This is a genomic window from Dapis purpurea BLCC-M126, from assembly GCF_050015975.1.
In the GTDB taxonomy this organism is placed as follows: domain Bacteria; phylum Cyanobacteriota; class Cyanobacteriia; order Cyanobacteriales; family Microcoleaceae; genus Trichodesmium.
This window is the reverse complement of the sequence record NZ_JBNHER010000235.1, coordinates 29,141-29,936: the sequence shown is the minus strand read 5'-3', so window position 1 is coordinate 29,936 and position 796 is coordinate 29,141. Positions and strand designations below refer to the sequence as shown.

The 796-nt window shown below is 38.4% G+C and carries 1 protein-coding gene; it reads left to right on the top strand.

What is annotated here, in order from left to right; translation table 11 throughout:
• On the top strand, positions 1-796 hold a 796-nt coding region (locus tag ACP6PL_RS20905), incomplete at both ends, for a tetratricopeptide repeat protein (RefSeq protein WP_426547203.1).

Below are 796 nucleotides of genomic sequence, written 5' to 3'. Positions count from 1 at the left end.
AAACAAACAGCACTGAGTTTCTTCAAGCAAGCTTTACCTCTATACAAACAAGTAGGGGATAAAGAAGGGGAAGCTACTACTCTCAATAATATTGGCCTTGTTTACTCTAGCTTAGGAGAAAAACAACTTGCACTGAATTACTACAATCAAGTTTTACCTATATTTCAGCAATTAGGTAATAAAGGAGGGGAAGCTACCACGATCAATAATATTGGCCGTATCTACGATAGTTTAGGAGAAAAACAAACAGCACTGACTTTCTTAAACCAAGCTTTACCTCTCAGGCGACAAGTAGGGGATAAACGAGGGGAAGCTGGTACTCTCAATAATATTGGTTATGTCTACGATAGTTTAGGAGAAAAACAAACAGCACTCAATTACTACAATCAAGCTTTACCTATACTTCAGCAAGTAGGGGATAAACGAGGGGAAGCTGGCACTCTCAATAATATTGGCGTTGTCTACAATAGTTTAGGAGAAAAACAAACAGCACTCAATTACTACAATCAAGCTTTACCTCTCAGGCGACAAGTAGGCGATCGGGGTGGGGAAGCTACCACTCTCAATAATATTGGCTATGTCTACAATAGTTTAGGAGAAAAACAAACAGCACTCAATTATTACAATCAAGCTTTACCTCTATACAAACAAGTAGGCAATAAAGGAGGGGAAGCTACCACTCTCAATAATATTGGCTATGTCTACGATGACTTAGGAGAAAAACAACTTGCAATCAATTACTACAATCAAGCTTTACCTCTATACAAACAAGTAGGCAATAAAGGAGGGGAAGCTA